Origin of the sequence: Pseudoalteromonas rubra (assembly GCF_005887095.1) — a bacterium.
Classification (GTDB): domain Bacteria; phylum Pseudomonadota; class Gammaproteobacteria; order Enterobacterales; family Alteromonadaceae; genus Pseudoalteromonas; species Pseudoalteromonas rubra_E.
The window spans coordinates 68,236-92,059 of sequence record NZ_PNCI01000029.1 but is presented as its reverse complement, the minus strand read 5'-3'; the positions used below and the strand labels follow the sequence as shown (position 1 = coordinate 92,059).

Sequence of the window (23,824 nt, the reverse complement as noted above, 5' to 3'; positions counted from 1 at the left end):
CTGTGTTACAGATGAAATTTACTGATCTGCTGCTTGAGTAATAGTGCATCCTCATCCGCAGCAGCGGCCATTGCATTAACCTCTGTGATAATGGCACAGTTTGCCTGCGCCAGGGTTGTGATATCTGATATTTGCTGAGTCACATCTTTTGCCACGGCACTTTGTTCAGTGGCTGCCGTCGCCATTTGCTCATTGAAGGCTTCGATTTTGCAAATTTGATCGTTAATTTGCTGCAACGAGTCCCGCGTGCAGTCCGTTGATGATAAGTTGTTTTCTGTTAACGCATGTGCTTCGCGTATTGCAGACATCGCATTTGCCGAACCACTTTGAAGACCTTGTATCATGCGGTTGATTTCTTCTGTCGATTGTTGAGTCCGCTGTGCCAAAGATCTCACTTCATCGGCCACAACAGAAAACCCTCTGCCCTGCTCACCCGCTCGGGCTGCCTCAATCGCAGCATTCAATGCCAGTAGATTCGTTTGCTCCGCAATTGTCTGGATCACCTCCAATACCTGGCTGATGTTATTGGACTGTTCCTGTAAAGCCGTCATTTGTTGCATAGTCAGGTCCATTGCCTGCTCCAGACTTCGCGATGACTGCATATTTTTAGCCACATTACTCTTACCCTGCTCTGACGCGCTCACCGCGTCATGACTGGCTTCACTGGTGTATTGTGCATTTTTAGCTACGTCCTCTGAAGTTGCAGCCATTTGCTCCATTGCCGCAGCAATGTGCACGGTTAAATCCGTTTGTGTGTCGCTCTTATTCGTAAGCTCTGTAAAGTTTGCTTGTAGCTGTGTCATTTGACCGGAAAGCTTTTCGGCGCTGGAGTTGACCTGATTTAAAGTATCGGCAAAGGTTTCAAACATAGAATTCAAAGCGCGCTCTACCTGGCCCATTTCGTCCTGACTATTCGACTCATTAAACCGCAAAGTTAAATCCAGCGAGGTCGCAACCTGATTGATAAACCGGCTCATCTTTTGAATGGGCGTTGCGATAATATTGCCCAGCACCCATGCACAAAACAGCGCAATCGCTATCAATATGACGGTTATGATAATCGCCATCGTTGTGATCTGATTGGTTATTTCTTCTACATCTGCAAAGGCCTCAGACTGATCGAGCTCGCTCAGTAGCGCCCAGGTTTTGCCGTTTATCTCGACGGAAGTATAAGCAGATGCCACAGCAACATTGCGATAATCTTCTATGATGGCGAACCCGGAGCGACCCGACAGTGCTGCTTCGACAGCCTGAGTACGGACACTTTGCAACCCGACCGATGTATCAAACCTGTCTATTGCGGCAATCACTTGTGGCTCGACATCAGCCTTTGCCAGTACCTGCAGATAGCCTGCTTTATCTTCCAGTAAAAAGCGGCTCATGCTACGCATTTTAAAGTCACTGCCTACCAGGTAGGTTTCGCCCGATTCTCCCAGCCCTCGAGCTTGCCAGTTCTGCTGGTAAGTCAGGATATCATTGAGTCTGTCGATCGGCATTTGAAACACCAATACAGCCAGGATATTTCCTTCTCTGACAATCGGCGTCGCAACAAATGACGCAGCTGCATTATAAGACGGTAAATACGGAGCAAAATCAACAAAGGCTATCTCTCCCGAAGAGAGTGTTCTGGCAGCTCGAAAAACGTCACCAAGCCCACTTTGCGCATAAGGACCACGCAGCAGTGACGTCGCATAGTCCAATTCCTTGAATACGGAATACACCACATGACCACTTTGTGCATCGACAATAAAAATATCGTAATAACCAAACTGCTCCAGGAAGCCATTGAAAAAGGGGTGATGCAGACGGTGGGCAGCATCATACTTACTACCATCTTGTAAGCTGTTCAGGGCATTTTTACTCCCCAAAGGATGTGTATTTTGCGCTATGTACTTTTCCTGCCAGTATCTGGCTGGCGCATCAAGGGCGTTCAACAGGCGCCGTGTATCTGTCGGTTTACCATTTCTTTGCGTAAATACCTGTCCAAATTCATCACGATAATAACGGCCAAGCGTACCTTGTTCGGGCTGTGCGCCCATTTGTTTGAAAGTATCGGTAAATTGCAGTGCCGCGTTACGGGTGGCTTCACTTGTTGCCAGCGTCAATAACTGGCCATTGATGAAGTCAAAATACGCCGTTAACTGCTCTTTCTTTGCGTCTCTGAGCCCCACCAGGCGTTGCTGGACCTGCATAGTCAGGGTGCTGGTTACATCTTTTTGAGTAACTATGCCCACACTAAAGGACAAAATAATAAGCGCAACCGTTACGAGAGTTGAGACGCTTACAATAAGCTTTAATTTGATGCTCACGGCACCTCCAGCGTAATCCTGACTTGTAAAGTCGACAAGTACTAAAAGCTTAGTTCAAGATCTCCACTCATGTTGTTTTTTATTGCATTTACAGAGTTAGTCAGCACATTTGGCAAACCACTTACGCCACTGGACATGATTGGTTTCAAGCCAATGTTTTGCAACCAGTGCAGGCGTAAAATTCTCAAGATTAACCATGGCTGCCAGTTGCTCAAGCGTGGTGCTGTCCATGTCGAACTGACGCAGGCCCTGTGCCAGGCAGGGGTATTGTTCAAAAAACACGGTGCTGACTATCTTTTTTAACCACCCGGATTTAGGGTTTCCGCAATCAAACAAAAACCTGGAATTGACTCCCCAGCCTGGTTCAGTCTCACACCTTGGATCAAAGTCTGGAAACTCAACAAATTCACCGGGGTAAACGGCTCCCACCCAGTTAGGTGTCCAGTTAAACATCAGGATCGGTTGCTTGATTTTGTGCGCGATGGCCAACTTTTTCCACAATGCCTCTCCACTGTCGACCTGTTCTACAACAAAGGGCAGCTGTAATGCGCGGATCCTGGCGCGATCAGGCTTTTCCCAGGGCCCTGCAATATACACACCCTTGCCCTGGGAGCCGGGCCTGGAGAAAACGCCGGCACATTGGATCAGTGCCTCCCAGTGTGGCAACCCTGGGCAATGTTGCTTAACATACAGCGGATACCACCAATCTTCGCGGGTTTTCAGCGTGTAATCACCCAGGTCAACAATCACCTGACTACGCATAAGTTGTGCATATTTGTCTGCCATGGTGCCTTCCCAGACTTCCACTTGCACGTCGGCCATCCCGGCTTTCAGTAAAAACCACTGACCCTCTGTTTTGGCCTCGATAAATTCAGTTTGATAACCAAGCTCGGTAAAAATATTGGCCACAATATGAGACAAAACTTGTTGGCTCGTCCAGTCATTGTAGAGAATTTGAACGGGCTGCATGGCACGCAATGGCATTGACAACAACAAAGTCCAAACACAAAGGACACGACACACCATAATGAACACCTGTCAAAGGGTGAATGACTATCAGTATAGGTGCAATCTTTCATTCTGGTCAGTCTACAAACCCACTCATTGCCTTGCTAAATATACAAACAAAAAACAACATTGAAATATTTTTGCAACAAAACTTTAAATATATTAAGGTGTGGTTGTTCGCAATTCGAACAAAGCAAACTCAACAAAGGAATAACGACATGAAACTTAATCTAAACAAAAAGAACATCAAAACACTCAGTGCAGACAAAGCTACCCTGGCATTACAAGCGACACCGCAAGTTGCCGGTGGTGCACCCAAGAGCTATTTCAATAACTGTGCACCAACAGAAAACCGAGAGTGCTGGGAAGATTCTATTGGCAACTGCCCTTATACCATGGCATTTGGATGCTAATCCTTTAGCAACCATTTGATGTCAACGCGGGATTTCTACTGACTTACCTGGTAGTCCTGCCTAGATTTAAACTCCAATACGGTCGCATTGATGCAGTAGCGATCGCTTCCACCTGGACCTTCATTGGCAAAAACGTGACCTAAATGGATCCCGGAAGAACGAGAACGGATCTCTGTGCGTTGCATACCGTAACTGTTATCTTCATGATACGTGACGCTGCCTGCCACCGGGTGCTTAAAGGAGAGCCAGCCGGTTCCTGAGTTAAACCTGTTTTTGGTGTCGAATAAAGCTTGTCCGCTTAACTTATCAATGAATACACCATCACCAGTTTGCTTAAACAAATCATATTGCTTACAAAACGGGCGATCTGTGCCCTGTTCAAACGCCGTCTTGAACGCTTCACTGTCACCCAGCTTGAAAGCGCCCAGTGCACGGTAAAATTCATCACGATCCATATAGCCCTGAAAGCCTGCGACTTCTTTACCTGCTTCTAGAAACAAGATAGTCGGTGTCGCCCAGGTTGCGGACATAATACTCAACCCCTGCAACTGGTTTGCACGACGATAATGCAGTGCAATGGTACCCTGATAATCATTCACGACTTGTTGTTTGAACTTTTCACAGTAAGGACAATATGGCGCATCAATAACAACAATATGCTTGCCAACCATTAATGGCTTATTGTCGACGTTTTCTTCAACTGTTTGTTTAAAGGTCACACCTGTACTGTGATCAGGGCAATAACCATTGGGGTTTTTCACCAAATAGTTCTGGTGGTACTCTTCTGCCCTGATAAACGCCACTAAAGGCTTAATTGCCGTTTGAATCGGACCATAACCAGCTTTACTCAGCAATAACTGATATTGGTCCCGCAACGCCTCTGCTTTGGTTTGCTGCTCCTCTTGTGTATACAAGATAGTTGAGCGATATTGAGTGCCCACGTCGTTACCCTGACGGTTTTTCTGTGTCGGGTCATGACTTTCAAAATACACTTTTAGCAATGACTCCGTGGACAGCCGACTGGCGTTGTAGGTAACGCGTACTACCTCCGCGTAATTATTAGGATCAAACCGTCGGCTCGGTGCAGTAATCGCTTTGTAGCTAGCCTTAAAGCCGCGACCATCAGCATAACCAGATTCGGCATCAATCACGCCAGGTAAGGCCTCATAGCGTTTCTCTGCCCCCCAAAAACACCCAGAGCCCAGTACCAGGGTTTTAATATGTGAACTGGCTTTGCCTGGCATATTGCTAGCTGGAGTATCGTTGGCTTGAGTAAAACCCATTACCCCTAACAGCGCCAGACCCAGAATGAGTCTTTTATTCACACCGGATTCCTTAAAATTGACTACAGATGCCTAGTGAGACCGCACAAGCTGGATGACACTTTCACTTTTGCACAAAAAACCTTTTTGTCGGCGCTTTAACTAGGATTCCGTGTCGTTCAACGACATTTAATTAATTAATCGCCTGGTTTAAGGTAAAACGAATGCCAAATTAGTTATTGAGGGTTTAATCAATGTCATTATCTACTCGTCTGTGCGCACTCAGTGTTGCCCTGTTCGGATCTGCCTCTGCGCTTGCCGCCGATATCCAATTCACCAGTAAACTGAATGAAAAGACAAATGCACTGGTCGTATTTCAGGATAACGAGCAAAGCAATGCATTTAAATTCCTCGACAGAGATACCCGCAAACAGCTTACCAAAGCGCTTGAAGCAGACAAGTTTTCTGGTGACTATGGTAAAGTCGTCGAACTACTTGCGCCAGTTGATTCGAAGCATCAGCGTATCCTTGTCGTTGGTCTGGGCGAGCTTGAAGAGCTGGACAGCGCCAAAATGGCAAAGCTCGGTGGTAATCTGCACGCGAAACTGGAGAAAAAAGAAGTAGACACCGTCAGTGTCGCAATTCAAGGTCTCAATGGTCAGCTAAGTAATCACGAGCTTGCGGCGCAATATGCGCACGGTGCCAATTTACGTGACCACACGTTTGAGTTGTATAAGAAAGAGCCGAACACACACAGCATGACGTATAGCCTGAATGTGGATGATCAGCGTAAAACCCAGGCCGAATACACCACTTTAAGCCACATTGAACAGGGCGTATTCCTGGCAAGAGACTTAACTTCTGAAGTGCCGACTGAAATGACACCGGTTGACTTTGTGAATGCCGCAAAACAACTTGAACAATACGGTGTTGAGATCAAAGTTCTGGAGCCTGAAGAAATTAAGTCTCTGGGCATGAACGCCCTTGAAGCAGTTGGTCGCGGAAGTAAGCAAGGGTCTCGTCTTATTGTTGCACACTATAAGGGGAACAATGACACGCCTGTCGCATTGGTTGGTAAAGGGATCACATTTGATTCTGGTGGTTACAGTATCAAAACCGGTAAATCGATTGCACGCATGAAGTCGGATATGGCCGGCGCCGCTGCGGTACTGGGTACAGTCAAGGCTATGGCCTTAGCTAAAGCGGATGTGAACGTTGTTGCTGTGATGGGTATGGCCGCCAACATGGTCTCTGAAAACTCATATGCACCCGGTGACGTACTGCGCACAGCCGAAGGCCTGAGTGTAGAGATCCTCAATACCGATGCTGAAGGCCGCTTGGTTCTGAGTGATGCCATGTGGTATGCCCGCACCTACTACAAACCAGAAGTTATGGTTGACCTGGCCACATTAACTGGCTCAAAGATCCGTGCCGTTGGTAATCGCTATGCCGCTGTTTTTTCTGACGACGAGAACCTGATCTCTGAATTCACCATGGCAGGCAAGGCCGTTAATGAGCCGCTTTGGCGCCTTCCGCTAGGCTACAAAGATATGTTGAAATCCGACATTGCAGATATCGCTAACATTGGTTCAGGTGGCCCAGGCGCCACGACAGCTGCCTCTTTCTTGCAACATTTTGCTGGTGAGACTCGCTGGCTGCACATTGATATTGCAGGTAACGCACTGGCGTCCACAGGTAAAGGCGAAGTCTCTGCTGGAGGCACCGGATTTGGTGTGCGCCTGTTGAGCGAGTGGCTTTTGAACAACTAACAGAACCCCAACCCAAGAGAGCCATGCGACCACAGCATGGCTTTTTTTTGCATGTCTGTAGACACACACTGACAGTGTTGGACACTTTGGGCAAGACAGCCAATGATAAGCTTGCTATTCTTTGCCTCGGGACCCCGCCGCGCCGGCATAACTTCAGAGTTAGCCTAGTGTGACAATAATAAAATGAAAATAAGAAACCATGAATCAGGAACAGACTTATCTGCTTGGTGAGCAAGCTGTGGTGCTTGATCTTAATTGCGCCCGGCTCGATGATGCTCAACAGAACCGACTGTTTGCATTGCATCGCCACTTACAACAACTCAAGGTTGGCAGTGACATAGTGGTTGGTAAAACCTCTATCACGCTGGTTTTAAAAAACCCCGCTCACTGCAGCACGTGGCAAGAACGACTCTTGACGCTCTGGGAAGAACTGAGTGCAACAGACTTTCAGCCTACCACACATACTATTCCGGTTATTTACGGCAAACAAGCCGGCCCAGATCTCTTACCATTAGCCGCGCAACTAGACCTGTCGCCACAGGACATTGTTGAGCTACACAGTTCACCGATTTATCAGGTCAAGTTTCTGGGCTTTTTACCTGGCTTCGCCTATCTGGGTACGGTACCACAGCAACTTCAGGTCGCCCGACTGGACTCACCAAGAACACAGGTACCCGCAGGCTCTGTTGCCATTGCAGAAGATCTCAGTGCAATCTACCCCAGTGGCTCTCCGGGTGGCTGGCGACTGCTGGGGCACAGCTCAACACGATTATTCGATGCCCAAGCCCAATCGCCTTGTTTGCTCCAGCCAGGTGATAACGTCAAATTTGTACCTCAAAAGGAGGGACTGTGCTAGAAATCATCAAACCTGGCGTTCAGATGTGCATTCAGGATCTTGGCCGATTTGGCTATCGTCACCTGGGAGTAACACAAAGCGGCGTACTCGACCCTATGGCGATGAAAATTGCCAATACCTTACTGGGTAACCCTCTTGATACTGCGGTCCTTGAAATCACGGTCGGTCTCAGTCAGTTGCGCTTTCATCAGCCAACCAACTTCGCCGTGACCGGCGGCGATCTCAATGCGCGCCTGGACGACTGTGCACTGACACCAGGCTGGCGTTACTTTGCCAAGTCCGGGCAAGTGCTCAGGTTTGCTTCCAGCCCCAGCGCACTGCGCGCCTATGTCAGTGTAGAAGGTGGCTTCAATCTCCATCCTGTCATGGGCTCAGATTCCACAGATCTGCAAGCAGGGTTTGGCGGAATAGAGGGCAAAGCGTTATCTGCAGCGGACCAGCTAAGCTATAAAGCCTGTGAAGAAAAACAAAGTGTAGGGGCATTACAGCCTCCCTACCAAAGCCACATCCGTGTGCTGCCCGGCCCCCATTGCAAACACTTGAACCATTCAACAGAGCAACTGTTGTGTAGCCAGCAATGGCAGGTTTCAGCCGACAGTAATCGGATGGGCATGCGCCTCAATACCTCAGCCCCAATCAGTCACCAGGTTGCGATAAACAGTCAGGCTGTGCTACCTGGTACGATTCAGCTGCCACCAAACGGAGCGCCCATTGTATTGCTGAACGACTGTCAGACCACCGGTGGTTATCCGATGATAGCCCAAGTGATCAGCGCTGATCTGCGACACTTTGCCCAACTGGCTGCAGGCGTTCAGGTCAGTTTTAGCCTGGCGACTCAGGTCCTGGCGCACCAGGAGACACAAAAACAACAACATCATCTCAATCAATTGCGCATAGCGCTGACCCATCGCGACAGGAGTTTTTCGTGAGCGAACTTAATTTTTTACCCCTGAGTGGGATTCTAGTGGTGATCCTCGGATTTGCCCTGCGATTCAACCCCCTGCTGGTTGTAACCTGTGCCGGTATCGTTACGGGCTGGGCTGTTGACTTAGACTTTATTACCATGCTGGAAACCTTCGGCGAGAAGTTTCTTAATTCACGCCAGCTAGCAAGCTTTTTACTCTTGCTCCCCGTGATTGCGATTCTGGAACGATATGGCTTACAACAGCACGCCAAGAGCTGGATAGCCAGTATCAAAGGCGCAACCACAGCCAGGATCCTGAGCGTCTATTTTGTGGTGCGTGAATGCAGCGCCGCGTTGGGGCTGATTAACCTGGCAGGCCAGGCTCAAACGGTACGTCCTTTGCTGGCCCCCATGGCACTTGGTGCAGCAAGCAACCTGCATGGCGACCTGCCCAAACCAATCCGGGATATGATCAGTGCGCATGCGGCAGCATGTGACAATATTGCCGTCTTTTTTGGTGAGGATATATTCATTGCCTTTGGCGCCGTATTATTGATGGATGCTTTCTTAAGAGAAAATGGCATAACGGGTATTGAACCGCTGCATATTGGTCTGTGGGCAATTCCGACTGCCATCGCCGCATTAATTGTTCACCTGTTCCGCCTGGCACGACTTGAAGCCAAAATACGTGCACAAGTTGCTTTGCATGCTGAGCAAAGTCAATCAGATACACAGAGCCCGGTAACCAGGGAGGAGCTTGCATGAGTGCGATGAGATCCTCTGCTGACGCGCAGCCTGCTTTACTGTCAATTGAAAATATCTATTTACTTATCGGCTTTGTGGTGCTGTTTCTGGTAATCAAAACACTGCAAGATAAACACCATCCCAAACGACTAACCACGGCACTATTCTGGGGCTTGTTTGGCAGCGTTTTCTTATTTGGCGACTTATCTCTCAGTTACCTTGGAGAAAGTCTCACCTATCGCTGGGTTGGTGTGTTTGTCATACTCATCGCCTTGCTGGCGGGCATGGGCAAAGTTTCGATGGGCCACTACGATATACCCAGTGAGGAAGAACAAACCGCCAGTGCCAGGAAGATCGGCAATAAATTGTTTATTCCGGCGGTTCTTATTCCCATTGTCACGGTCATTTGTACCATTGTGCTCAAGGATATCCAAATTGGGAGTCTGTTTGTCTTCGATCAGAGCCATGTTACCCTCGCTGCACTCACTCTGGCTTGTGCAATCGCTTTGCTAGTGAGCTGGAAATTCACCGGAGGTAGTCCGGTTCAAGCGCTCGGTGAATCACGCCGCCTGGTTGATTCCATTGGCTGGGCTGCAATCCTGCCGCAAATGCTTGCGATGCTGGGTGGTGTTTTCATAGTATCTAATACAGGCACGGCCATTCAGGATCTGGTCACCCTGTTTGTCTCACCCGATAACCGCTTTATGCTTGTGGTTATTTATTGTGTTGGTATGGCCTTGTTTACTATGGTCATGGGCAATGCATTTGCCGCCTTCCCTGTCATGACAGCCGGTATTGCCGTGCCTTTCTTAATTCAGGGTCATGGCGCAAGTGCGGCTCCGCTTGTTGCAATCGGTATGTATTCTGGCTATTGCGGCACGCTGATGACACCAATGGCAGCCAATTTCAACATTGTCCCTGCTGCGCTGTTAGATTTAAAAGACAAGTACCAGGTCATTAAGGTACAGATCCCAACGGCTCTGTCCCTGTTGGCTATCAACATCTTGCTCATGTATGGAGTAATCTTCAATGACTAAAGGAACACACAAAACCGTGTTATTGACCGGGTTTGAACCCTTCGGCGGAGAGTCGATTAACCCCTCATGGCAGGCGGTACACCAGCTCGATGGCTGCCATATTGGTGAGTTCACTATTCGCACCAAAGAACTCCCCTGCGAGTTCGACCATGCCCTGACACAGCTCAACCGTGCCATCGATAAATATGCTCCGTCGCTGGTACTGTGTGTTGGCCAGGCAGGGGGTCGTGCCGATATTTCTATCGAACGCGTGGCCATCAATGTAAATGATGCCCGCATCGCTGACAACGCAGGGGCACAACCCATAGATACCCCCGTGTTGGCAGGTGGCCCGGCGGCTTATTTTGCCGCGTTGCCTGTAAAGCACATGCTCAATGATTTAAGGCAAGCACAGATCCCGGCCAGTATTTCAAACACTGCTGGCACCTATGTATGTAATCATGTGATGTACGGACTTCTACATTATATTCATGAGCATCAGCTCGAATGTCGGGGAGGATTTATCCATATTCCTTATTTACCCGAGCAGGCCCTGCACCACACTGGTGCACCAAGTATGAGCGCTACTATGGTGATTGATGCTCTCAAAGTGATGATTTCATCCGCTCTGCGCCATGACAGTGATCTTCAGATAGCCGCAGGCACCACTCACTAATACACACGCCCTGCTTTGGTTCATTTTCGCACCAAAACAGGGCAAAACCTATCCAATAAAATCGCTGTTTTTTATGTGACTTGCGATCTCATTTCTGATAGTACTAAGGGCACGAGACGGCACCAATGTGTGCACTCGATAATAATAGTTAACAGGAATGAGGTTATTATGTGTTCAATTTTTGGTGTGCTGGAGATTAAATCCGACCCAGCCATTCTGCGTGAGCAGGCAATAGAAATGTCTAAGCGATTGCGACACCGCGGTCCTGACTGGTCAGGTGTCTATGCCAGTGATAAAGCCATTCTGGTGCACGAGCGCCTCGCCATTGTAGGCGTATCCAGCGGTGCCCAACCACTATACAACCCGGAGCGAACCCACATTCTCGCAGTCAACGGGGAAATCTATAACCACAAAGAGCTGGCTCAGAAGCTCACTGTGCCCTTCACGTTCCAGACTCAATCAGACTGTGAGGTGTTACTGGCGTTATATAAACAAAAAGGTCCTGAGTTCCTCGATGACCTGAACGGTATTTTTGCCTTTTGTCTGTATGATGAGCAGGAAGGTGCCTATCTGATAGGTCGCGATCACATTGGTATTATCCCGCTATACACAGGGCGGGACCAGCATGGCAATTTTTATGTCGCCAGTGAAATGAAGGCGCTTACACCAATTTGCAACCAGATTGAAGAGTTTCCGCCGGGACATTATCTTTATTCTAAAGAAGGCACGTTAAGACCCTATTATCAGCGAGACTGGCAAAAGTTTGAGGCAGTTAAAGATAACGAGGCCGCTGCAAGTACAGTTAAAGACGCCCTTGAGGCAGCCGTAAAGCGTCAGCTAATGTGTGATGTACCTTATGGCGTGTTGCTATCAGGTGGTTTGGACTCGTCGGTTATCTCCGCCATTACTCAAAAGTTTGCCGCACGACGCATAGAAGACGATGATGCGACGGAAGCCTGGTGGCCAAAACTACACTCCTTTTCTATCGGACTTGAAGGCTCACCCGATCTGGCTGCTGCTCAAAAGGTTGCGGATCAGATAGGCACAGTTCACCACCCTATTCATTTCACAGTACAGCAAGGTATCGATGCGCTAAAAGAGGTCATTTATCACCTCGAAACCTATGACGTGACCACCGTACGTGCCTCGACACCAATGTACCTGATGGCCCGCTATATCAAGGCAATGGGCATTAAAATGGTACTCTCCGGTGAAGGTGCCGATGAGTTATTTGGTGGTTACTTGTATTTCCACAAAGCGCCCAATAGCCAGGAGTTCCATGAAGAGCTTAACCGCAAGGTTGCCAAGCTACATATGTTTGATTGCCTGCGCGCCAACAAATCCATGGCAGCCTGGGGTGTGGAAGCAAGGGTTCCGTTCCTGGACAAAGAGTTCGTAGATATCGCCATGCGCACCAACCCTGAATACAAGATGTGCAAAGAGGGTCGAATTGAGAAACACATTATTCGGGAGGCATTTGATGGCTATCTCCCTGATGAGGTGCTGTGGCGTCAAAAAGAGCAATTCTCTGACGGCGTTGGATATTCCTGGATAGACTCATTAAAAGAGTATGTGAATGACAAGGTCAGCGATCAGGAGCTGGCCAGTGCCGAGTACCGCTTCCCTATCAATACGCCTGACAGTAAAGAAGCCTATTACTATCGCTGCATTTTTGAATCTCACTTCCCGGGTGATGCAGCAGCCAAATGCGTTCCGCATGGCAAATCTGTTGCCTGTTCAACGCCCGAAGCGCTGGCCTGGGATGCGTCTTTTGAGCAAAATGCCGATCCCTCCGGACGTGCAGCTAATGTGCACAGCCATGCTTACCAAAGCGCAAAATAGCGTAGACAATAAAAAGGGCCTGACGGCCCTTTTTATTAAATAAACTTTTTAATGATAAAGTCGACTTTCACTCGCTTCGCCTGTCCGAGAATTTTCTTCACCGCAGACGGGTAATCGTCTACTGTTTCCAAATCCTGAGGCCCGCTGAGCTTGGTACAATTGGCCAGGATGGCCTCTCGCTCTTGGGTTATCGCCTGTTCGAGTTTTTGCTCGGGATCTTCTATCAAAATACCATTTTCGATGTCCAACCCCCAGGCACGAGGATTTAGGTTGTGCCCTGTCATCAGATGGACCTGATTGTCACGGTTAATCCCTTTTAGGTGGAATGAGTTGTTTCCATCGCGCCATAAATACACATTTAAATGTCCTGAGTTGATATAGCGCCGTTGCGACTTGAGGAATTTGTACAAAATGGTTTCGTACAAATAAGGTAAGGCACCAATTCGACTAAATGGCTGATCGGGCGCAATGTAAAAGTCATTTGCGGTTTTATCGCCAATTACGATGGTGACTGTTTTCCCTTCTTTAAGCAACCGGCGTAATGACCGAAGCAACGGTGCAGGAAAGTTAAAGTATGGCGTGTATAAAAGCAGCTCCCGCTCAGTGGTATCAAATAGGGCCTTAATCAGACGATTTAGCTTATTCGTTCGACGACCAAAGCCTAAAAAGGCACGAACATTTAAGCCACCTGTCGCAGTTGCTGAGCGCATATCGTACTGTGCTTTTTTAAGCTGCTTCATCAGTTGCTTTTGCGCCACCTTCAACTCGGAAAATGGCTTTAGCGGACGAAGATCCAACCTGGGCACCGCCTCGCTGGATAATAAATAAGTATCCAGGAAATGACAAAAACTTGCTGCCAACGCACTATTTTCAATCACAAAATAGCGATCCAGGCGGTACTTATCGCCATGTTGCAAGTACACATTATTGATGCTTGCGCCGCTGTACAAAACGGTGTCGTCGATAACAAAGCCTTTAAGGTGCAATACGCCAAACAATTCTTTGGCCTTAACCGGCACACCATACACTTTTACTTGTGAGCCAAACTCGGCCTGCATGTCGCAATACAGCTTTGCGTTACCCTCAGATTTGGCTTCACCTATCAGTCCGCGCTGTGCCCGATGAAAATCAACCAGTACATGGATTTCAAGATGTGGACGTGCCACAGCCACCTCATGTAGCGCGGCTAATATTTCACGACCCGCCTCATCGTCCTGTAAATACAGTGCGGTCAAGTAGATGCGCTGTTGTGCGCCACGAATAAGTGACAAAAGCTGCGCATGATACTGTTTCGCATCAGTCAGTATTTCGCAACTTTGTGCGTCCAGTGCAAACCCAGGTTTATCCTGCCAAAATGCCATAACTACCTTTAAAAACAGACTAACGTCAAATAGACAGAGAAAAATTCCCTAGAACATAGCAAAAAAAAACTCTCAGGTCATGAAATACCGATCATTTACGATGCTATGGTACAAATTCTCATCAAGTACAGTATATTTGACAGCTTCTGATTTTATACAGAATCGATTTTTGCAATTTATTTTACTTCTGGCTTGAATTTCATAGAATCGGCAGCACTAACTAGAGAAGATAGAAATTTTATTTTAGGAATTGTTTACATGACTGATGCAAAACATTGCAAACTGTTGATCTTGGGCTCAGGACCTGCTGGCTATACCGCCGCAGTCTATGCTGCACGTGCCAATCTTAACCCAGTGCTTATTACGGGCATGCAGCAAGGTGGTCAGCTGACCACAACAACAGAAGTTGAAAACTGGCCTGGCGATGCACATGGTCTTACTGGACCTGCACTGATGGATCGTATGAAAGAGCACGCCGAGCGTTTTGAAACTGAAATCATTTTTGATCACATCAACAAAGTAGATGTGACGAAGCGCCCTTTCACCCTGACAGGTGATCAGGGCACTTACACCTGTGATGCCCTGATCATTGCAACAGGCGCATCAGCAAAATACCTTGGCCTGGAGTCAGAAACAAACTTCCAGGGTCGTGGTGTATCAGCCTGTGCTACCTGTGATGGGTTTTTCTACCGCGGGCAGAAAGTGGCTGTTGTTGGTGGTGGTAATACCGCTGTTGAAGAAGCACTGTACCTGTCAAACATCGCTGAAGAAGTACATGTGATCCACAGACGTGATACTTTCCGTAGCGAAAAAATTCTCTCAGATCGTCTGATGGAAAAAGCTAACAATGGTAATGTTGTTCTGCATCTGAACAAAACGTTGGATGAAGTGCTGGGCGATGACATGGGCGTCACTGGCATTCGCATTAAAGATACTGACTCTGACAATACCGAGCAGCTTGATCTTGCCGGTGTCTTTATTGCGATTGGTCACAAACCCAATACAGACATGTTTGCAGGCCAGCTGGAAATGAAAGATGGCTACCTGGTTGTACAGTCGGGCCTGAATGGTAATGCAACTCAAACCAGTGTTGAAGGCGTATTTGCTGCAGGTGACGTGTCTGATCACATCTATCGTCAGGCTATTACCTCTGCTGGCACTGGCTGTATGGCTGCATTAGACGCTGAACGTTACTTAGATAACCTTAAGTAATCTCAGCGTGACTGAAGACGTGTTTCGAAAAACACGTCTTCAGCATAAAATCCCCACTCCTAACCTAAAATAGGTTAGACTAATGTCATATATCAGGTTTTTAGTTTGTAATTCAGAACCGCCAATATGACACAGCAACTGTTTCATCTGTCTGCCACTGACTTTGTTTTTCCCCCTTGTCATTTTGCACTCAAAGACCCCGACGGCTTACTCGCCGTGGGTGGATGTCTGAGCACAGCAAGACTGCGCCGAGCCTATCAGCAAGGTATTTTTCCCTGGTTCAATGAGAGAGAACCGATTATGTGGTGGGCGCCCAGTGAGCGTGGCATCATGGAACTGGATGAGTTTCATATCAGCCGTTCGCTTAAAAAGTCTGTCCGTAAACTGGCACCTGACGTCACCATAAATACGGCTTTTGAGCAGGTTATCACGGCGTGCCGGCAACAAAGGGTCGACAAGGAAGGTACCTGGATAAACAAAGCCATGCTGAAAGCCTATATTCAGGGGCATAAGGAAGGCTTTGTTCATAGTGTTGAAGTATGGCAACAGGGTGCGTTAATAGGCGGCTTGTATGGTGTCATGCTAAACGGCGTTTTTTGTGGTGAATCTATGTTTTATCGCACGCCTGACGCGTCGAAGCTGGCCATGTGGGCATTGGTTAACTGGCTCAAGCGACATGAGGCTCATTTTATAGATTGTCAGCTGGAAAACCCCTATTTATTGTCTCTGGGTGCAAAAGTCATATCAAGAAAAGAATTTTTAGCTAAACTTAGATTAGCAAGCCATTATCAAGTGCCTGAAACGATGTGGCATCCGCAACCATTGAGGGCGATATATGACTGAACATTTCCCTTCAAAAATTGGCCTGAGCCAACAATTTGATTGCAGCTATCTGGCTGACCAAAAAGAACAGCTACTGGTGATCCTGGATAGTAACTGTTATACGCCAGTGCGCTTTGAAACTTTGCTCTCATTTGGATTTCGCCGCAGCGGCGACCAGATATATCGCCCCCACTGCCCCGCATGCCAGGCCTGTCAGTCCGTCCGTGTTTTGGCTAATGACTATCAACCTTCTCGCTCTCAAAAGCGTAAATGGAATAAAATTAACTCAGAGTTTCGTTTTGAATATAACACTCAAGAGCAACCAGGCTACTACCCGCTTTACGAAAAGTATATCACCATGCGGCATAGTGATGGTTCGATGTACCCGCCTAACCGGCTTCAGTACGAAAGCTTCTTGTTTTGCCGCTGGCTGCCTGTTACTTTTATCGAGCTGTGGCACAAAGAGCAGCTGGTAGCCGTTGCAGTAACAGACACCATGCCTACAGCTCTCTCTGCCATTTATACCTTTTTTGATCCTGACTACGCTGAATTAAGCTTAGGGACCATTATGATCATGGCGCAACTCGACTATGCGCGCCAACAAGATAAAACCTATCTTTACCTGGGTTATCAGATAGACGCCTGCCCTAAAATGCGCTACAAGCAGCAATATTTACCTGCACAACAGTTCAAAAGCGATGTCTGGGTCAACATTTAGATTACAAAATTCGCGCTCCCGCCTTTACTTATCGCGCGCTTTTCGGCAAAATCTGCACCGTTAAACTTATCAAAGAGGTGATACGCTCCCCATGGCGAAAGAAGACGTTATTGAAATGCAAGGCACGGTCCTTGACACTTTACCAAATACTATGTTCCGTGTTGAATTGGAAAATGGTCACGTAGTTGTGGCACATATCTCTGGTAAAATGCGTAAAAACTACATCCGCATTTTGACCGGCGACAAGGTGACTGTTGAAATGACACCTTATGACCTGAGCAAAGGACGCATCGTCTTCCGCGCGCGTTAATTCGCCCAGCTCAGGTACACTTGCCGCGACAGGCTAAGTCGTACAAAGAGACGATTAAAACAAAAAGCCCGGCGACTGCCGGGCTTTTTGTTGTCTTCGCTCCAATTTAGGCGGGCTCTGCCACGCTGGATTCAAATTTAAATGCCAGTTTTTTATCTTTGACCGAGATAGTGACTGTTCCTCCGTCAACCAGCTCACCAAACAAAATTTCGTTTGCCAGTGGCTTCTTAAGGTTGTCCTGAATCACTCTGGCCATTGGACGTGCGCCCATCGACTTGTCATATCCTATATCTGCCAACCAGTCTCTGGCTTCGTTAGTTAAATCAAGACACACAGATTTCTTATCAAGCTGAGCTTGTAATTCAACAATAAACTTATCAACAACCTGCAAGATAACGTCTTTCTCAAGGTGGTTAAACCAAATGATATTGTCTAAACGGTTTCTAAACTCAGGGGTGAATACTTTATTGATCTCAACCAGCGCATCGTGTGAATGATCTTGCTCCTGGAAGCCTATAGACTGACGCACAGTCTCCTGCACACCCGCGTTAGTCGTCATCACCACTATCACGTTACGAAAATCCGCCTTGCGACCATTGTTGTCCGTTAGCGTGCCATGGTCCATGACCTGCAACAGAATGTTGTAGATGTCCGGGTGCGCCTTTTCAATTTCGTCCAGCAACACCACAGAGTGAGGATGTTTAATCACTGCATCGGTCAGCAAGCCACCCTGTTCAAACCCTACATAACCGGGAGGCGCACCTATCAGCCGGCTTACGGCATGACGCTCTGAGTATTCAGACATATCAAACCGCACAAACTCAATGCCCATACACTTCGCCAGCTGTTTGGTCACCTCTGTTTTGCCCACCCCCGTTGGTCCAGCAAACAAGAACGACCCAATTGGCTTATCCTCGCTACCCAGACCGGAACGTGACAGCCGGATTGCTGAGGTTAATGCATCGATAGATTCGTCCTGACCGAAAACCAGCATTTTGAGGTTACGATCAAGATTTTTGAGCACTTCTTTGTCGCTCGAAGACACATTTTGCTGAGGAATACGTGCAATTTTAGACACTATCTGCTCAATATCCGACACCCCAATGGTCTTTTTACGACGTGAAGCAGGCAACAGACGCTGATTAGCCCCCGCTTCATCAATCACGTCAATGGCTTTGTCAGGCAAATGACGTTCATTAATGTATTTTGCGCTCAGCTCAGCCGCAGCCTTCAACGCTTTTTGTGTATAGCGTATACCATGGTGTTCCTCGTAACGCTCTTTCAGGCCGCTGAGAATTTTGGCTGTATCGGCAACGCTAGGTTCTACAATGTCAATTTTCTGGAATCGACGCACCAGGGCACGATCTTTTTCAAAAATGTTTTTGAACTCAGAATAAGTTGTCGACCCCAGGCAACGCAGCTGACCGCTTGATAGCAGAGGTTTAATCAGATTAGAGGCATCCATAACACCACCCGACGCAGCACCGGCACCTATGATGGTATGGATTTCATCAATGAATAAAATGGCGTTTGGCTTTGCCTGTAGCTCTTTCAACAATGCTTTAAAACGTTTCTCAAAGTCGCCCCGATACTTAGTACCGGCAAGCAAAGCGCCCATGTCCAGCGAATACACTACGGCATCGGCTATTACATCAGGCACCAGCTCATTCACAATACGATAAGCCAGGCCTTCAGCAATGGCTGTTTTACCAACACCGGCTTCCCCCACCAACAGTGGGTTGTTTTTCTTTCTGCGACACAAAACCTGAATGGTCCGCTCAACTTCCTGATCGCGACCAACTAATGGATCTATTTGTCCCGCTTTTGCTAGCACATTCAGATTGGCAGTGAAGTTTTCCAGTTTCGTCTTTTCCTCAGACGCCGTTTCGTGGTTTTCTTCATGCATTTCTTCGTTATCTTCAGGCTCAACCTCGTCATCCGACTTTGAAATGCCGTGGCTAATATAGTTAACGATATCCAGCCGACTTACATCGGCCTTTTTAAGAAGGTAAACAGCCTGACTTTCCTGCTCAGAGAAAATAGCCACTAACACGTTTACTCCTGTCACTTCATTGCGACCAGAGGATTGCACATGAAAAACCGCCCTTTGCAGTACTCGCTGAAAGCCAAGTGTCGGCTGCGTTTCACGGTCTTCTTCTAAATCTGGAATGACAGGAGTTGTCTCATCAATAAATTCTGATAACTCCCGTTTTAGCCCCTCTGTTTCAACGCCACACGCATTAAGTGCTTCACTGGCAGAGGGGTTATCAATCAATGCGAGCAGTAAGTGTTCTACCGTCATAAATTCGTGGCGACGATTTCTCGCCTCACGAAACGCGGTATTCAGAGTAATTTCTAAGTCTTTATTTAGCATTGGCAACCCCCAACGAGAATATATAAGGTCATTCCTGCTCACAACTACAGAGCAGCGGGTGCTCGTGATCCCGAGCATATCGATTTACCTGCTCAGCCTTTGTATGGGCAATGTCGGCAGGATACAGTCCACATACCGCTTTTCCCTCGTGATGTACTTTTAACATCACATCAGTTGCTCTTTCGCTATCCATACTGAAAAATGTCATCAAAACTTCAATGACAAAGTCCATAGGTGTGTAATCATCATTGTTTAAAATCACTTTGTACTTGCGCGGCGGTTGTAACTTTTGCTTCTGTTCGTCGCGTACCGCGTCAACCACACCAGATTCGTTTGTCCCAGTCATAATAAAATATAGTCTTGTCTTATCAACTCAAGCAACTTGAATTGAAAAATAAATAAATTGTTAAAAAATCGCTTTAAAAACTTGACTGTCTGGCCAAATAAACTACAGTCTTTACCTAGCTGGACATAATCATCATATGGGCAGCTTAGCAAATTTCAAAGGTTAGATTAACTTAATTTAGTCAACTTATAGAAGGATGTAGAAGTATGGCTTGCGGAAAAGTCAAATGGTTCAACAACGCCAAAGGGTTTGGTTTCATCGTAGAAGACGGCAGCGAGGAAGATATCTTTGCCCATTACTCCACGATTGTAATGGATGGATACAAAACGCTTAAAGCTGGTCAGGATGTAACATTCGATCTGCAAGAAGGTCCCAAAGGCCTGCACGCTACCAACATCGCGCCGCTTGCGGACGAAGTCGTGTAGCTATTGCAATATTTTGGCACACTCAAAGCGGGTTACGTTTGTTGCTCGCTTAATCCCTTCATCAATTAGTCTCATTTCTTCCATCTTAGTTCATAAAATTTTATATCTTTATTAAATTGCATTAGCGACTTAGTGATTTGGTTGATACAATCCCCGCCGGTGTCAGGTCGGGCTCCGTTGTAGCTGGCCCAAAAACGCGTCAGGTGTGTTAGATATTTTTATTGCCCCAAACTAGTAACAATACCTAACAAACTTGCTACATGCCGAGCTCAACCATCCGCATGATGACCCGAATATGGGTTACCAAGCGGATGGCTGAATAAAGATCGTGTATGCGGATACGTCCTTGAATAGCAAGCTTTTGCTTTGTTGAACGGCTGTTTAGCCCTAAACTATCTAGGAATGATGATGACATCAAAAATTATTTACACTAAAACAGATGAAGCGCCGGCTCTGGCAACTTATTCTCTATTGCCAGTTATTCAGGCTTATACCAAAGCGGCTGGTGTTGAAGTTGAAACCCGTGATATCTCACTGGCAGGCCGTGTCATTGCTAACTTCCCCGAGTTTCTGAGCGAAGAGCAAAGAATTGGTGATGCTCTGGCTGAGCTGGGCGAGCTGGCAAAAACGCCAGAAGCCAATATCATCAAACTCCCTAATATCAGTGCATCTATCCCTCAGTTGAAAGCCACCATTAAAGAGCTGCAGGAAAAAGGTTACGCCCTTCCAGACTATCCAGAAGAGCCAAAAGACGATAAAGAAGCTGCAATCAAAGCGACTTACGACAAGATCAAAGGTAGTGCAGTAAACCCTGTTCTGCGTGAAGGTAACTCAGATCGTCGCGCGCCAGCTTCCGTTAAAGCGTATGCGCGTAAAAACCCACACTCAATGGGTGCCTGGTCAAAAGATTCACAGTCTTATGTTGCCAGCATGAGCGAAGGTGACTTCTTTGGTTCAGAGCAGTCAACAACCATCGCCGAAGCGACCGATGTTCGCATCGAGCACGTTGCTGCTGACGGCACAGTGTCTGTCCTTAAGCAAAGCACACCTTTGCTTGCTGGTGAAATCATTGATGCGTCACGCATGAGCGTAGCGGCATTGCGCAGCTTCCTGGAAGCTGAAGTAGAAGCAGCCAAAGAAAAAGGCGTATTGTTCTCACTGCACATGAAAGCCACAATGATGAAGGTCTCTGATCCAATCATCTTCGGCCACGCTGTAAAAGTCTTCTATAAAGAAGTATTTGCTAAACACGGCGAAACCTTCGAAAAACTAGGTGTCGATGTCAACAATGGTATTGGCGATGTTTACAATAAGCTTGCCAGCCTGGATGATGCAACACGCGCTGAAATCGAAGCTGACCTGGCTGCGGTTTATGATGTACGCCCAAGCATTGCAATGGTTGACTCTGACCGCGGTATCACTAACCTGCACGTACCAAGTGATGTGATCATCGATGCATCAATGCCAGCTGCAATCCGTACCAGTGGTCAAATGTGGAACGCCGAAGGTAAGCAGCAAGACACCAGCTTTGTAATTCCAGACCGTTGTTATTCTGGTGTTTATCAGGCAACCATTGAGTTCTGTAAAGAGCACGGCGCGTTTGATCCTCGTACTATGGGTACTATCCCTAACGTTGGTCTGATGGCACAAAAAGCAGAAGAATACGGTTCACACGACAAAACTTTCGAAGCACCATCGGCGGGTCAAATCCGCGTTGTTGATCAAGCCGGTAACGTACTGCTTCAGCATGACGTAGAGCAAGGTGATATCTGGCGTATGTGTCAGGTAAAAGATGCACCAATCAGAGACTGGGTTAAGCTTGCTGTTAACCGTTCACGCGCATCAAATACCCCAGCGGTATTCTGGTTGAACGAAAACCGTGCACACGATGCAGAGCTGATCAAAAAAGTAAACGCCTACCTGCCAGAACATGATACTGATGGTCTGGAAATTCACATCCTGGCACCAGTTGAAGCCACTAAGCTCTCACTGGCAAGAATGAAAGACGGTCAGGATACTATTTCTGTGACTGGTAACGTACTACGTGACTACCTGACTGACCTGTTCCCAATTCTTGAACTTGGTACCAGCGCAAAAATGCTGTCTATCGTTCCTCTGATGAACGGCGGTGGTCTATTCGAAACGGGTGCGGGCGGCTCTGCACCTAAACACGTTCAGCAGTTTGAAAAAGAGAACCACCTGCGTTGGGATTCTCTGGGTGAGTTCCTGGCACTGGCTGCGTCTTTAGAGCACCTGAGCCAGGCGACTGGTAACAGCAAGGCACAAGTTCTCGCTGATACGCTGGACGCCGCGACAGGTAAATTCCTGGACGAGAATAAGTCTCCATCACGTAAAGTGAAAGAGCTGGACAACCGTGGTAGTCACTTCTACCTGGCTATGTACTGGGCACAAGCACTTGCAGAGCAATCACAAGATGCAGAGCTTCAGGCTAAATTCGCAGACGTTGCAAAAGGTCTGACCGACAACGAAGCGGCAATCGTCAGTGAACTGAACGACGTTCAGGGCCAAGCGATGAATATCGGCGGATACTTCCAGCCTGACGATGCGCTGGCTGCTGACGCAATGCGTCCCAGCAAAACGTTTAACGACGTATTAGCAAGCATGGCGTAACGCGCCATTCAACAAAAAAAAGGTGGCTCAACAGCCACCTTTTTTATTTGGCTTCAATCTTTGCTACACTCGCGCCATCGCTCCACTAGCTAAACATCTAACCATGCCCGCACCGCGCCAAAAAAACCGACCACATACACCTAACCGCACCTCTGCTAAGCGTCCGGTCAACCAACGCCCAGGCCCTAAACGTACAGCCAAGCCGAGGGTTTCGCCGGATCAGGTGAAGGTGGTGCTGTTTAATAAGCCTTTTGATGTTCTGTGCCAGTTTACAGACGATAAAAACCGTCAGACACTCGCTGACTTTGTTGATATAAAAGGCGTATACGCTGCTGGCAGGCTTGACCGTGATAGCGAGGGTCTGCTATTGCTCACCAATTGCGGCCGCTTACAGCATAAGCTGACTGAACCGGGTAAAAAAACCGACAAGACCTACTGGGTCCAGATAGAGGGCGAGCCAGACCAAGCTGCCTTGCAGGCACTGCGTGATGGCGTCGTCCTCAAAGATGGTCCTACCCGACCCGCCAAGGTTAACCTGATCACAGCACCAGGCGTTTGGCCACGTAATCCGCCTATTCGTGAACGTAAAAACATTCCCACCAGCTGGCTTGAAATTACCATATCTGAGGGCCGTAACCGTCAGGTTCGGCGTATGACAGCGCATGTCGGCCACCCCACACTGAGACTAATACGTTACCGGATCGGACCCTATACCCTGGATGGGATTGATAACGGTCAATATCAGGTGGTGAAGGCAAAATAACCCCACCGCGAAAAACTTGGGATTAATCAAACCGCGACTTCCGGGCACCTTGATTTACATGCT

At 47.6% G+C, this 23,824-nt stretch carries 21 protein-coding genes; 15 read left to right on the top strand and 6 right to left on the bottom strand.

Features of this window, described 5'->3' with window-relative positions:
• Positions 1 to 5 precede the first annotated feature (5 nt).
• Both CWB99_RS13385 and CWB99_RS13380 read right to left on the bottom strand, forming a co-directional pair.
• Entirely contained in the window at positions 6 to 2,309 is a 2,304-nt protein-coding gene (locus CWB99_RS13385) for a methyl-accepting chemotaxis protein (protein ID WP_138552064.1), read from the bottom strand.
• A gap of 96 nt (positions 2,310 to 2,405) precedes the next feature.
• The gene (locus CWB99_RS13380; protein ID WP_249331890.1) at positions 2,406 to 3,335 is read right to left on the bottom strand and encodes an ABC transporter substrate-binding protein; all 930 of its coding nucleotides are present in this window, start codon (positions 3,333 to 3,335) and stop codon (positions 2,406 to 2,408) included.
• Positions 3,336 to 3,535: 200 nt separating this feature from the next.
• Between CWB99_RS13380 and CWB99_RS13375 the strand changes: the two genes are divergently transcribed.
• Entirely contained in the window at positions 3,536 to 3,730 is a 195-nt protein-coding gene (locus tag CWB99_RS13375; protein ID WP_138552065.1) for a hypothetical protein, read from the top strand.
• A gap of 35 nt (positions 3,731 to 3,765) precedes the next feature.
• Here CWB99_RS13375 and msrA read toward each other — a convergent pair whose 3' ends face one another.
• Positions 3,766 to 5,013, bottom strand: a complete 1,248-nt coding sequence (msrA, locus tag CWB99_RS13370) for a peptide-methionine (S)-S-oxide reductase MsrA (RefSeq protein ID WP_138552129.1) — start codon at positions 5,011 to 5,013, stop codon at positions 3,766 to 3,768.
• A 233-nt stretch (positions 5,014 to 5,246) separates the two neighbouring features.
• On the opposite strand from msrA, the gene CWB99_RS13365 reads away from it, so the two are divergent.
• The 7 genes from CWB99_RS13365 (at position 5,247) to asnB (ending at position 12,799) form a co-directional block, all read left to right on the top strand.
• Entirely contained in the window at positions 5,247 to 6,761 is a 1,515-nt protein-coding gene (locus CWB99_RS13365; protein WP_138552066.1) for a leucyl aminopeptidase, read from the top strand.
• A 199-nt stretch (positions 6,762 to 6,960) separates the two neighbouring features.
• Positions 6,961 to 7,617 (top strand): 5-oxoprolinase subunit PxpB, encoded by a 657-nt coding sequence (gene pxpB, locus CWB99_RS13360; RefSeq protein ID WP_138552067.1) that lies wholly within the window; start codon positions 6,961 to 6,963, stop codon positions 7,615 to 7,617.
• Positions 7,611 to 8,546, top strand: a complete 936-nt coding sequence (locus CWB99_RS13355; protein ID WP_138552068.1) for a biotin-dependent carboxyltransferase family protein — start codon at positions 7,611 to 7,613, stop codon at positions 8,544 to 8,546. Before pxpB ends, CWB99_RS13355 begins: the two co-directional genes overlap by 7 nt.
• Positions 8,543 to 9,286, top strand: coding sequence for a DUF969 domain-containing protein (locus CWB99_RS13350; RefSeq protein WP_138552069.1), 744 nt, complete (start codon positions 8,543 to 8,545; stop codon positions 9,284 to 9,286). The genes CWB99_RS13355 and CWB99_RS13350 overlap by 4 nt, the downstream gene beginning before the upstream one ends.
• Positions 9,283 to 10,302, top strand: coding sequence for a DUF979 domain-containing protein (locus CWB99_RS13345; RefSeq protein ID WP_138552070.1), 1,020 nt, complete (start codon positions 9,283 to 9,285; stop codon positions 10,300 to 10,302). Before CWB99_RS13350 ends, CWB99_RS13345 begins: the two co-directional genes overlap by 4 nt.
• Positions 10,295 to 10,957 carry a pyroglutamyl-peptidase I gene (pcp, locus tag CWB99_RS13340; RefSeq protein WP_138543691.1) on the top strand — a complete coding sequence of 221 codons (663 nt, stop codon included), beginning with the start codon at positions 10,295 to 10,297 and terminating at the stop codon, positions 10,955 to 10,957. The genes CWB99_RS13345 and pcp overlap by 8 nt, the downstream gene beginning before the upstream one ends.
• 168 nt (positions 10,958 to 11,125) lie before the next feature.
• Positions 11,126 to 12,799 (top strand): asparagine synthase B, encoded by a 1,674-nt coding sequence (gene asnB, locus CWB99_RS13335; protein WP_138552071.1) that lies wholly within the window; start codon positions 11,126 to 11,128, stop codon positions 12,797 to 12,799.
• Positions 12,800 to 12,834: 35 nt separating this feature from the next.
• Here asnB and pssA read toward each other — a convergent pair whose 3' ends face one another.
• Complete coding sequence (pssA, locus tag CWB99_RS13330) at positions 12,835 to 14,160, bottom strand: CDP-diacylglycerol--serine O-phosphatidyltransferase (RefSeq protein WP_138552072.1); 1,326 nt, start codon at positions 14,158 to 14,160, stop codon at positions 12,835 to 12,837.
• Between the two features lie 258 nt (positions 14,161 to 14,418).
• Between pssA and trxB the strand changes: the two genes are divergently transcribed.
• The 4 genes from trxB to infA all read left to right on the top strand — a co-directional run bounded on the left by trxB (position 14,419) and on the right by infA (position 17,222).
• On the top strand, positions 14,419 to 15,372 hold the full coding sequence (gene trxB, locus CWB99_RS13325; protein WP_138552073.1) for a thioredoxin-disulfide reductase: 954 nt from the start codon (positions 14,419 to 14,421) through the stop codon (positions 15,370 to 15,372).
• A 126-nt stretch (positions 15,373 to 15,498) separates the two neighbouring features.
• Positions 15,499 to 16,215: a leucyl/phenylalanyl-tRNA--protein transferase gene (gene aat, locus CWB99_RS13320; RefSeq protein WP_138552074.1), complete on the top strand. Its 717-nt coding sequence runs from the start codon at positions 15,499 to 15,501 to the stop codon at positions 16,213 to 16,215.
• Positions 16,208 to 16,912 carry an arginyltransferase gene (locus CWB99_RS13315; RefSeq protein ID WP_138552075.1) on the top strand — a complete coding sequence of 235 codons (705 nt, stop codon included), beginning with the start codon at positions 16,208 to 16,210 and terminating at the stop codon, positions 16,910 to 16,912. Before aat ends, CWB99_RS13315 begins: the two co-directional genes overlap by 8 nt.
• Positions 16,913 to 17,003: 91 nt before the next feature.
• Complete coding sequence (infA, locus tag CWB99_RS13310; protein ID WP_002962494.1) at positions 17,004 to 17,222, top strand: translation initiation factor IF-1; 219 nt, start codon at positions 17,004 to 17,006, stop codon at positions 17,220 to 17,222.
• A gap of 106 nt (positions 17,223 to 17,328) precedes the next feature.
• Here the strand turns inward: infA and clpA are convergent, their stop codons facing one another.
• Both clpA and clpS read right to left on the bottom strand, forming a co-directional pair.
• A complete protein-coding gene (gene clpA, locus CWB99_RS13305; protein ID WP_138552076.1) occupies positions 17,329 to 19,596 on the bottom strand; it encodes an ATP-dependent Clp protease ATP-binding subunit ClpA in 2,268 nt (755 codons plus the stop codon).
• Positions 19,597 to 19,624: 28 nt separating this feature from the next.
• The gene (gene clpS, locus CWB99_RS13300) at positions 19,625 to 19,942 is read right to left on the bottom strand and encodes an ATP-dependent Clp protease adapter ClpS (RefSeq protein ID WP_054013812.1); all 318 of its coding nucleotides are present in this window, start codon (positions 19,940 to 19,942) and stop codon (positions 19,625 to 19,627) included.
• A gap of 206 nt (positions 19,943 to 20,148) precedes the next feature.
• Between clpS and cspD the strand changes: the two genes are divergently transcribed.
• The 3 genes from cspD to CWB99_RS13285 all read left to right on the top strand — a co-directional run bounded on the left by cspD (position 20,149) and on the right by CWB99_RS13285 (position 23,761).
• Positions 20,149 to 20,367: a cold shock domain-containing protein CspD gene (gene cspD, locus CWB99_RS13295; RefSeq protein WP_046003210.1), complete on the top strand. Its 219-nt coding sequence runs from the start codon at positions 20,149 to 20,151 to the stop codon at positions 20,365 to 20,367.
• Between the two features lie 408 nt (positions 20,368 to 20,775).
• The gene (locus CWB99_RS13290) at positions 20,776 to 22,998 is read left to right on the top strand and encodes an NADP-dependent isocitrate dehydrogenase (RefSeq protein WP_138552077.1); all 2,223 of its coding nucleotides are present in this window, start codon (positions 20,776 to 20,778) and stop codon (positions 22,996 to 22,998) included.
• A gap of 103 nt (positions 22,999 to 23,101) precedes the next feature.
• Complete coding sequence (locus tag CWB99_RS13285) at positions 23,102 to 23,761, top strand: pseudouridine synthase (protein ID WP_138552078.1); 660 nt, start codon at positions 23,102 to 23,104, stop codon at positions 23,759 to 23,761.
• Positions 23,762 to 23,824: the final 63 nt, after the last annotated feature.

What these genes read in the sequence shown, in the direction of transcription:
- asnB (WP_138552071.1), top strand. Translation starts at nt 11,126, where the DNA reads ATGTGTTCAATTTTTGGTGTGCTGGAGATTAAATCCGACCCAGCCATT.
- cspD (WP_046003210.1), top strand. Translation starts at nt 20,149, where the DNA reads ATGGCTTGCGGAAAAGTCAAATGGTTCAACAACGCCAAAGGGTTTGGT.
- pssA (WP_138552072.1), bottom strand. Translation starts at nt 14,160, where the DNA reads ATGGCATTTTGGCAGGATAAACCTGGGTTTGCACTGGACGCACAAAGT.
- aat (WP_138552074.1), top strand. Translation starts at nt 15,499, where the DNA reads ATGACACAGCAACTGTTTCATCTGTCTGCCACTGACTTTGTTTTTCCC.
- infA (WP_002962494.1), top strand. Translation starts at nt 17,004, where the DNA reads ATGGCGAAAGAAGACGTTATTGAAATGCAAGGCACGGTCCTTGACACT.
- clpS (WP_054013812.1), bottom strand. Translation starts at nt 19,942, where the DNA reads ATGACTGGGACAAACGAATCTGGTGTGGTTGACGCGGTACGCGACGAA.
- CWB99_RS13345 (WP_138552070.1), top strand. Translation starts at nt 9,283, where the DNA reads ATGAGTGCGATGAGATCCTCTGCTGACGCGCAGCCTGCTTTACTGTCA.
- CWB99_RS13365 (WP_138552066.1), top strand. Translation starts at nt 5,247, where the DNA reads ATGTCATTATCTACTCGTCTGTGCGCACTCAGTGTTGCCCTGTTCGGA.
- CWB99_RS13315 (WP_138552075.1), top strand. Translation starts at nt 16,208, where the DNA reads ATGACTGAACATTTCCCTTCAAAAATTGGCCTGAGCCAACAATTTGAT.
- trxB (WP_138552073.1), top strand. Translation starts at nt 14,419, where the DNA reads ATGACTGATGCAAAACATTGCAAACTGTTGATCTTGGGCTCAGGACCT.
- pxpB (WP_138552067.1), top strand. Translation starts at nt 6,961, where the DNA reads ATGAATCAGGAACAGACTTATCTGCTTGGTGAGCAAGCTGTGGTGCTT.
- CWB99_RS13380 (WP_249331890.1), bottom strand. Translation starts at nt 3,335, where the DNA reads ATGGTGTGTCGTGTCCTTTGTGTTTGGACTTTGTTGTTGTCAATGCCA.
- CWB99_RS13375 (WP_138552065.1), top strand. Translation starts at nt 3,536, where the DNA reads ATGAAACTTAATCTAAACAAAAAGAACATCAAAACACTCAGTGCAGAC.
- CWB99_RS13290 (WP_138552077.1), top strand. Translation starts at nt 20,776, where the DNA reads ATGACATCAAAAATTATTTACACTAAAACAGATGAAGCGCCGGCTCTG.
- clpA (WP_138552076.1), bottom strand. Translation starts at nt 19,596, where the DNA reads ATGCTAAATAAAGACTTAGAAATTACTCTGAATACCGCGTTTCGTGAG.
- pcp (WP_138543691.1), top strand. Translation starts at nt 10,295, where the DNA reads ATGACTAAAGGAACACACAAAACCGTGTTATTGACCGGGTTTGAACCC.
- CWB99_RS13285 (WP_138552078.1), top strand. Translation starts at nt 23,102, where the DNA reads ATGCCCGCACCGCGCCAAAAAAACCGACCACATACACCTAACCGCACC.
- msrA (WP_138552129.1), bottom strand. Translation starts at nt 5,013, where the DNA reads ATGGGTTTTACTCAAGCCAACGATACTCCAGCTAGCAATATGCCAGGC.